This is a genomic window from Mycobacterium sp. (genome assembly GCF_036488105.1).
In the GTDB taxonomy this organism is placed as follows: Bacteria; Actinomycetota; Actinomycetes; order Mycobacteriales; family Mycobacteriaceae; genus Mycobacterium.
The window spans coordinates 1-7604 of record NZ_DASXHW010000150.1 but is presented as its reverse complement, the minus strand read 5'-3'; the positions used below and the strand labels follow the sequence as shown (position 1 = coordinate 7604).

The 7604-nt window shown below is 67.7% G+C and carries 6 protein-coding genes and 2 pseudogenes; 6 read left to right on the top strand and 2 right to left on the bottom strand.

Annotated features, from left to right (window positions below):
* Positions 1 to 175: pseudogene (locus VGH54_RS07820) on the bottom strand (acyl-CoA synthetase); the annotation flags it as partial.
* 77 nt (positions 176 to 252) lie between these two features.
* Here VGH54_RS07820 and VGH54_RS07815 point away from each other — a divergent pair.
* From VGH54_RS07815 to VGH54_RS07795, 5 genes are all read left to right on the top strand, one after another.
* Complete coding sequence (locus tag VGH54_RS07815; protein WP_331511364.1) at positions 253 to 1857, top strand: amidohydrolase; 1605 nt, start codon at positions 253 to 255, stop codon at positions 1855 to 1857.
* The gene (locus VGH54_RS07810; protein ID WP_331511363.1) at positions 1854 to 2822 is read left to right on the top strand and encodes an o-succinylbenzoate synthase; all 969 of its coding nucleotides are present in this window, start codon (positions 1854 to 1856) and stop codon (positions 2820 to 2822) included. Before VGH54_RS07815 ends, VGH54_RS07810 begins: the two co-directional genes overlap by 4 nt.
* A 46-nt stretch (positions 2823 to 2868) precedes the next feature.
* Complete coding sequence (locus VGH54_RS07805) at positions 2869 to 4014, top strand: LLM class flavin-dependent oxidoreductase (RefSeq protein ID WP_331511362.1); 1146 nt, start codon at positions 2869 to 2871, stop codon at positions 4012 to 4014.
* 75 nt (positions 4015 to 4089) lie between these two features.
* Positions 4090 to 5052, top strand: a complete 963-nt coding sequence (locus VGH54_RS07800) for a GlxA family transcriptional regulator (RefSeq protein WP_331511361.1) — start codon at positions 4090 to 4092, stop codon at positions 5050 to 5052.
* A gap of 16 nt (positions 5053 to 5068) precedes the next feature.
* The gene (locus VGH54_RS07795; RefSeq protein WP_331511360.1) at positions 5069 to 5791 is read left to right on the top strand and encodes a DJ-1/PfpI family protein; all 723 of its coding nucleotides are present in this window, start codon (positions 5069 to 5071) and stop codon (positions 5789 to 5791) included.
* Here the strand turns inward: VGH54_RS07795 and VGH54_RS07790 are convergent.
* On the bottom strand, positions 5788 to 6615 hold the full coding sequence (locus tag VGH54_RS07790; RefSeq protein ID WP_331511359.1) for an alpha/beta hydrolase: 828 nt from the start codon (positions 6613 to 6615) through the stop codon (positions 5788 to 5790). The two genes, VGH54_RS07795 and VGH54_RS07790, sit on opposite strands and share 4 nt — an antisense overlap.
* Before the next feature lie 605 nt (positions 6616 to 7220).
* Here VGH54_RS07790 and VGH54_RS07785 point away from each other — a divergent pair.
* A pseudogene (locus tag VGH54_RS07785) lies at positions 7221 to 7604 on the top strand (hypothetical protein); the annotation flags it as partial.

The following is a 7604-nucleotide window of genomic DNA, read 5'->3' as shown; positions in this document are numbered from 1 at the left end:
TGCCGGCGCCCAGCGCCTCGAAAGCCTGGATGTACTGGCTGACACGTTCGGCCAGCTGACCGCCGGTCAGCGTGGTGTCGCCGAGGAACAACACCGGCCTGTTCTTGTGGCGCTTGAGCGCGCCGACGAACAGATGGCCGTTATGGGTCGGGTTGCGCAGCAGCTCGTCACTCATGTTGCCAGACTAGAACGTGTTGCAATTCTTGTCTGCTACCCCCTGCGGCGCCTCGGCCATCAGTAGGCTTCGTGCCCATGGCCGCCGCAGACCTCGTCATCACCGGAACCGTCCTGACCGTCGACGACACCAGGCCCACCGCCGAGGCGATGGCGGTGGCCGACGGCCGGATCGTCGCGGTGGGTGACCGGTCCGAGATGGCTGATCTCACCGGCCCGAACACCCAAACTCTCGATATCGGCGACGGCTGCGTCATGCCGGGATTCATTGAGGCACATGGCCATCCGCTGATGGAGGCGATCGCGCTGTCGGACCGGCTGGTGGACATCCGGCCGGTCACCATGCGTAACGCCGCCGACGTCGTCGAGGCTGTTCGCAGCGAGGTAAACCGGCGCGGACCCGACGGCGCTTACCTCCTCGGCTGGGATGCGCTGCTGCAGCCCGGACTGCCGGAGCCGACGCTGAGCTGGCTGAACGAGATCGCGCCGGACAATCCGCTGGTCATCATCCACAACTCCGGACACAAGGCCTTCTTCAACTCGTGCGCCGCCCAGCGCGCTGGCCTCAACCGCGACACCGCCGACCCCAAGGGCGCCAAATTCGGCCGCGACGCACAGGGCGACCTCGACGGCACCGCGGAGGAAGCCGGTGCGGTTTTCCCGCTGCTGCAAGGCGCTATCTCGCCGAACGATTACCCGGCGATGTTGCTGGCCGAGTGCGCTCGGCTCAACCGGGCCGGGCTGACCACCTGCTCGGAGATGGCGTTCGATCCGGCGCTTCGGCCATTGGTCGACGGCGTGCGCGGCCAACTCACCGTCCGGCTGCGGACCTACGAGGTGTCCAATCCGCAGATGTCGACCACCGCCACCCCCGGGGAGGGCGACGACGTGGTGCGCCAGGTCGGCATCAAGATCTGGGTGGACGGCTCGCCATGGATCGGCAATATCGATCTGTCCTTCCCGTATCTGGACACGGCCGCCACCCGCACCATCGGCGTGACGCCGGGTTCCTGCGGCCACGCCAACTACACCGCCGAACAGCTGACCGAGATCGTCGGGGCCTACTTCCCGCTCGGCTGGCCGATGGCCTGCCACGTGCAGGGCGACGCCGGGGCGGACACCATCCTCGATGTCTACGAAGAAGCGTTGCGCCGCAACCCACGCGACGATCACCGGCTGCGCCTCGAGCACGTCGGCGCGATCCGGGACGAGCAACTGCAGCGGGCCGCCGACCTCGGCGTCACCTGCAGCATCTTCGTAGACCAGATCCACTACTGGGGCGATGTCATCGTCGACGGGCTGTTCGGCCCCGAGCGCGGATCCCGTTGGATGCCAGCAGGTTCCGCGGTGGCCACCGGCATGCGGATTTCGCTGCACAACGATCCGCCGGTGACGCCCGAGGAGCCCCTGCGCAACATCAGCGTGGCCGTGACGCGCAAAGCGCCCAGCGGGCGGGTGCTTGGTCCCGAGCAGCGGCTGACCGTCGAGCAGGCGATTCGGGCCCAGACCATCGACGCGGCCTGGCAGCTGTTCTCCGACGACATCATCGGTTCGCTGGAGGTCGGCAAATACGCCGATTTGGTTGTGCTGTCGGCGGATCCGCGTTCGGTGCCGCCCGAGGAGATCGCCGACCTGGAGGTGCGCGCGACGTTTCTGGCCGGCCGCCAGGTCTACGCGCCGTGACCCCTGACCTCGACGACGTCCTGGACCGGGTGCACGTGGTGGCCCTGCCGATGCGGGTCCGCTTCCGCGGCATCACCACCCGAGAGCTGGTGCTGATCGACGGCCCGGCCGGCTGGGGCGAATTCGGCCCGTTCCTGGAATACGGCGACGCCGAGGCGGCGCACTGGCTGGCCGCCGCTCTCGACTCGGCGTACCGGACGCCGCCACCACCGCGGCGGATGCGCATCGACGTCAACGCCACGGTGCCGGCGGTCGACGCGGCCCAGGTGCCCGAGATACTGGCCCGCTTCCCGGGCGCGCGTACCGCCAAGGTGAAGGTCGCCGAGTCCGGCCAGACCCTCGACGACGACGTGGCCCGCGTCGACGCGGTCCGCGCCCTGGTGCCCATCGTGCGGGTCGACGCCAACGGCGCCTGGACCGTCGACCAGGCCGCCGCGGCCGCCGCCGCCCTCGGACCGCTGGAATATCTCGAGCAGCCCTGCGCGACCGTCGAGGAGCTCGCCCAGCTGCGCCGGCGGGTCGATGTGCCGGTCGCCGCCGACGAGAGCATCCGCAAAGCCGGCGACCCGCTGGCCGTCGTCCGCGCCGGCGCCGCCGACATCGCAGTGCTGAAAGTTGCTCCGCTGGGCGGCATTTCGGCGCTCTTGGCCATCGCCGCGCAGATCGACATCCCCGTCGTGGTCTCCAGTGCGCTGGACTCGGCGGTGGGCATCGCGGTCGGGCTGGCCGCGGCCGCGGCCCTGCCGAACCTCGACCATGCCTGCGGGCTGGGCACCGGCAGGCTGTTCGCCGAGGACGTCGCCGAGCCCGTCGCGCCCGTCGACGGCTACCTGCCGGTCGGGCCGGTCACCCCGGACCCGGCGCGGCTGCAGGCGTTGGCCGCGCCGCCGGAGCGCCGACAGTGGTGGATCGACCGGATCAGGGCCTGCTATCCGCTGATAGCGTGCAGCCATAACGACCAGTAGCCACCGACTCTAGACAGCACCACGCTGCCGACGCGACACTGCACGAGTGACTGGAATGCGCGTAGGCATCATGGATCCGATCGTCGTCGCCCGGCCGAGGGCCGACAGCTTCACCAGAGCAAGTTATTTGGGCGCGGTCGCCAGTGGAGTCGATTCATTCTGGGTGCCCGACCACCTCAACTCGTTGTTCCCACGATCGCTCTGGAAGCCGAAATACGCCGGCGCGGCGAAATTTATGCCATCTCTCGATGCCTACCTTGAGCCGTGGACCATGCTCGGTCACATTGCCGCGCGTAACCGCGTCGGCCGCCTGCGCCTCGGTGTGGGTGTCACGGACACCGGCCGGCGGAACCCGGCGGTCACTGCGCAGGCCGCGGCGACGCTGCATCTCCTCACCCGTGGCCGGGCGATCCTGGGCATCGGAAGCGGCGAACGTGAAGGCAACGAGCCCTACGGGGTGGACTGGTCGAAGCCCGTCGCCCGGTTCGAAGAGGCGATGGCGACGATCCGGGCGTTGTGGGACTCGAAGGGCCAGCTAATCAATCGAGATTCGCCGTTCTTCCCACTGCGCAACGCGATCTTCGATCTGCCGCCCTACCGCGGCAAATGGCCGGAGATCTGGATCGGTGCACACGGACCCCGCATGCTGCGCGCCGTGGGCCGCTACGGCGATGGCTTCTTTCCGGGTTTTCCGCATTCGCCTCAGGAGTACGCACGCCGGTTGGACGTCGTCCGGTCAGCAGCGTCCGACGCCGGGCGTGACCCGATGTCGATCGTTCCGGCGATGTGGCTGTTCGTCATCACGGGCCGGACCGCCGCAGAGGTGGATGAGGCGGTGGCGTCCGAATTGACCAAGGCGATTGGTCTGAACGCGTCCGACGAGTTCTTCGCCCAGCACGGCGCGCAGCACCCGCTGGGAGTCGGCTTCACCGGAGCACAGGACATCCTCCCCCAGGACTGGGATGAGCAGACAGCGCTGTCCTACACCAAGAAAGTTCCAACCGAACTAGTGCGGGAGATGCTTCTCGCCGGCACGCCCGACGAGGTCATCGACCAAGCAGCGGAGTGGCGCGACTGCGGAGTTCGCTACATCGTGCTAGCCAATGTGACGTCAATGCAACGCAGTTTGCGCAACGGCTTGCTGGCCGGGCCAGCGTTTTTCAAGATCGCCCGCGGCGTCAAGAAGCTTTAGTCTCTTCCCGCTGCTGTCCTGATTTGTGGGGTGTATGGCGTAGACGCCATCGCGGCTGTACCTAACACTTAGCGTATGACGCGAAAAGTGCTGATCGTCGGCTTCCCGGGCGTGCAGGCGCTCGACCTGGTGGGGCCCTTCGATGTGTTCGCGGGAGCGTCGGTGGCGCTGGCGGCCCAGGGCAAAGAGGGCTACCAGCCGGAGCTGGCATCCCTCGACGGGCAGCCGGTGGCCACCGGGTCCGGCCTGACTTTCGGCACCGCCCGGCTGCCCAACCCGCCTGAGCCAGTCGACACCCTGGTGTTGCCGGGCGGTCAGGGCACCCGCCCTGATCGGCGCGACCCGCGGCTGATCGACTGGATTAGCGCTGCGGCGCCGCTGGCGCGCCGAACCGTCACCGTGTGCACCGGAGCCTTCCTGGCCGCCAAGGCCGGCTTGCTCGACGGTTGCCGGGCGACCACCCACTGGGCGCACGCCGACGACCTGGCGCGGGAATTCCCGACGATCGACGTCGATCCCGACCCGATCTTCGTGCGTAGCTCGCCGACGGTGTGGACGGCCGCCGGCGTCTGTTCGGGCATCGACTTGGCGCTGGCGCTGGTAGAGGAGGACCACGGGACAGAGGTGGCTCAAACGGTGGCCCGGCATCTGGTGATGCACCTGCGCCGGCCCGGCGGGCAGACGCAGTTCGCCGCGCCGGTGTGGGTGGCTAGGGCCAAACGTGAACCGATCCGCGCGGTGCAGGACGCCGTCGAGTCCGAACCCGGCGGCCCGCACAGCATCACCGAGCTGGCCCGGCTCGCGGCGATGAGCCCACGGCACTTCACCCGGGTGTTCACCGACGAAGTCGGCGAGGCGCCCGGGGCTTACGTCGAACGGGTCCGCACCGAGGCCGCCCGTCGCCAGCTCGAGCAAACCGACGACACCGTGATGGCGATCGCCACGCGGTGCGGCTTCGGCACCGCAGAAACGATGCGCCGCAACTTCATTCGACGAGTCGGCGTATCACCCGACCAATACCGCAGAACATTCGCCTGAACCTGAGGAGCATCTCATGACACAGATCGCGATCGTCGTCTATCCGGGCTTCACCGCGCTGGACTTCATCGGCCCTTACGAAGTGCTGCGCTGGCTGCCCGACACCGAGGTCCGCTTCGTGTGGCACGAACCGGGCCCGATCACCGCCGACTCCGGCGTCCTGGTCATCGGCGCAACCCACTCGTTCGCCGAAACCCCAACGCCGGACGTCATTTTGGTGCCGGGCGGGATGACCACCATCGAGCATGCCCGCGACGAGGTGCTGCTGGACTGGGTGCGTTCGGCGAGCAAGACCGCAACCTGGACGACGTCGGTGTGCTCGGGTTCGGTCGTCCTCGCGGCCGCCGGGCTGCTCGACGGTAAACGTGCCACCTCGCACTGGGCGGCCCTGACCATGCTGAAAGCGCTAGGCGCCAAGCCCGTTGGCGATGAACGGGTGGTGCACGAAGGTCCGATCGTGACCAGTGCCGGCGTGTCGGCGGGCATCGACTTGGCGCTCTGGCTGGCCGGCCAGATCGGCGGCGAGGAACGCGCGAAGGTCATTCAGCTGTCGATGGAGTACGACCCGCAGCCGCCGTTCGACAGCGGCCATATGTCCAAGGCATCGGCGAAGACCAAGGCGGTCGCCACCGCGCTGATGGCCCGCGATATCGCCAAACCGGCTCAGCTCAAGGCCGGGACGCAACTGCTGTGGAACAGCGCGCTGGCTGCCGCCCAGGGCAAGGCCGCCCGTCGCTAGCCGGCTATCGCGTCGATCAACGCGCCCGGCTCGTCGATGGAGACGAAGGTCCGTGCGCCCGGCACCTCGATCAGCTTCCCGTTGCTGAAGACCTCGGCCAGCCGCCGGCCCAGGCTCGGCTTGAACACCCGATCGTCCTGGCCCCAGACCAACGTGACGGGCTTGTCGAACCGGGTCAGCCGGGCTGCCACGTCGGTGAGATCGGTGGTGGCGATCTGGCGCAGCAACGCTGCCAGATCACGGCAGATCCGGGAATCGTTCAGGCAGGGCGCAATCCAGTCGGCCGTGAGGCGATTATCGGGTCGGCTGATCAGCAAACCGAAGCCGAGCGCGGAATTTCGCAACGCCGCCAGCCGCATCGGCCCCATCAGTGCCTTAATCGAGATCGGGCCGCGAAGCAGGCTGAACACCGCGTCAAACGGGAACGGCGGGCACTGGTCGAAGGCGTCGCAGTTGGTCAGCACCAGCCGGCCGATCCGATCCGAGCGGGCATCGACGGCCAGCTGACAGATCCCGCCGCCGGTGTCGCTGCCGACCAGTGTCACGTCGGACAGGTCCAGGGCCTCGATCGCGTCGTTGACGATCCCCGCGACGCCCGGCAGCGAGAGCGCGCCGGCGTCCTTGACCGGAATGGTGTGCGATCCCAGCGGCAAGGTCGGCACGATGCAGCGGTAACCACGCCGCGCCAGTTCTTCGGCGACGCCGCGCCACAGCTCGCCGTTCACCAAGACGCCGTGAACGAAGAACACCGGCGGATGCGCCGAGTCCTGCGGCCCGAGCTCTTGGTATTCGATGGTTGCCTGCTTGAGTGCCAGCTGTGTCATGTGGACAGTCAATGCTCAAACCCGCTGCCAGCTCGACGCCGCGGACTGCCAAATACTGCCAACGCCGCTAGTCAGTGACTTTCGTGTCGCCTGTCGCGCCTGGGTTGCCGGCTCGGCATCAGCTACAACTACCGACCCGCCCCACCGGTTATCACGCCGCAACTCCCGCCAGATATCAGTACTCCACTACTGACCTCACCCGCTCGATCGCGAGCTACGCTGCCTGTGACGGAAGTCACAAACGAGGGATCAAATGCTCAACGCCCAGCCGCACGTCAGAACCCTCGATGAGCCTCCGGAGCACTCAGCATCGCCAGCACCGGTCCTCATCACCGAACGCGAGGTTGCGCTCGGCACCACGGTAGCTCTACAAGCGCTGTGCATCCCTATCAACATCTCTGGTGGAGGTTTGGGATATGGCTGGTCAGTGCGGCAGCAAACGTAATCGCCGGTCAGCGAGCCCCAAGACCCGTCCCACTCGGGTGGTCGGTTTGAGCAGCGGTGTCGGAGCGTTTTTGGCGTTTGGCTTTAGCCCGTTGGCCGCCGCGCCGAGGGCCCATGCCGATGGGCTTGACGTGTTTGTCGATCCGATTATCAACTCGATCGTGAGTTCGTTGGGGGCGGATCTGGGCGCGTTGAGTGCTGCCGATGTGAGCACCGTGTTGGGGGGTGTGACCGCCGCGGGCGGGTGGGACTCGTGGGTGGCGGGCTTGGGGTCGCTGGATTCGGGGTTGGGGGCGGCCTCCGGTGCGGCCGGTGTGGTTCCCGACACCGGTTCGGCGGTGTCGGACACCGGTGCGGTGGGGTCGGGTGCGGAGGTGTGGAGTGTCTGGGCGCAAAGCGCCGAGCAGGGCTGGATTACCAGCCCGTTGGGCTCGCAGGTGGATGGCGCGCTCAATGCGTGGGCGGAAAGGGTTGATCCGGGCTATGTGGGGGATAGTTGCGGGCTGATCTGTAACGGCGCCGATGGCACCTCGGGTGCGTCGTTG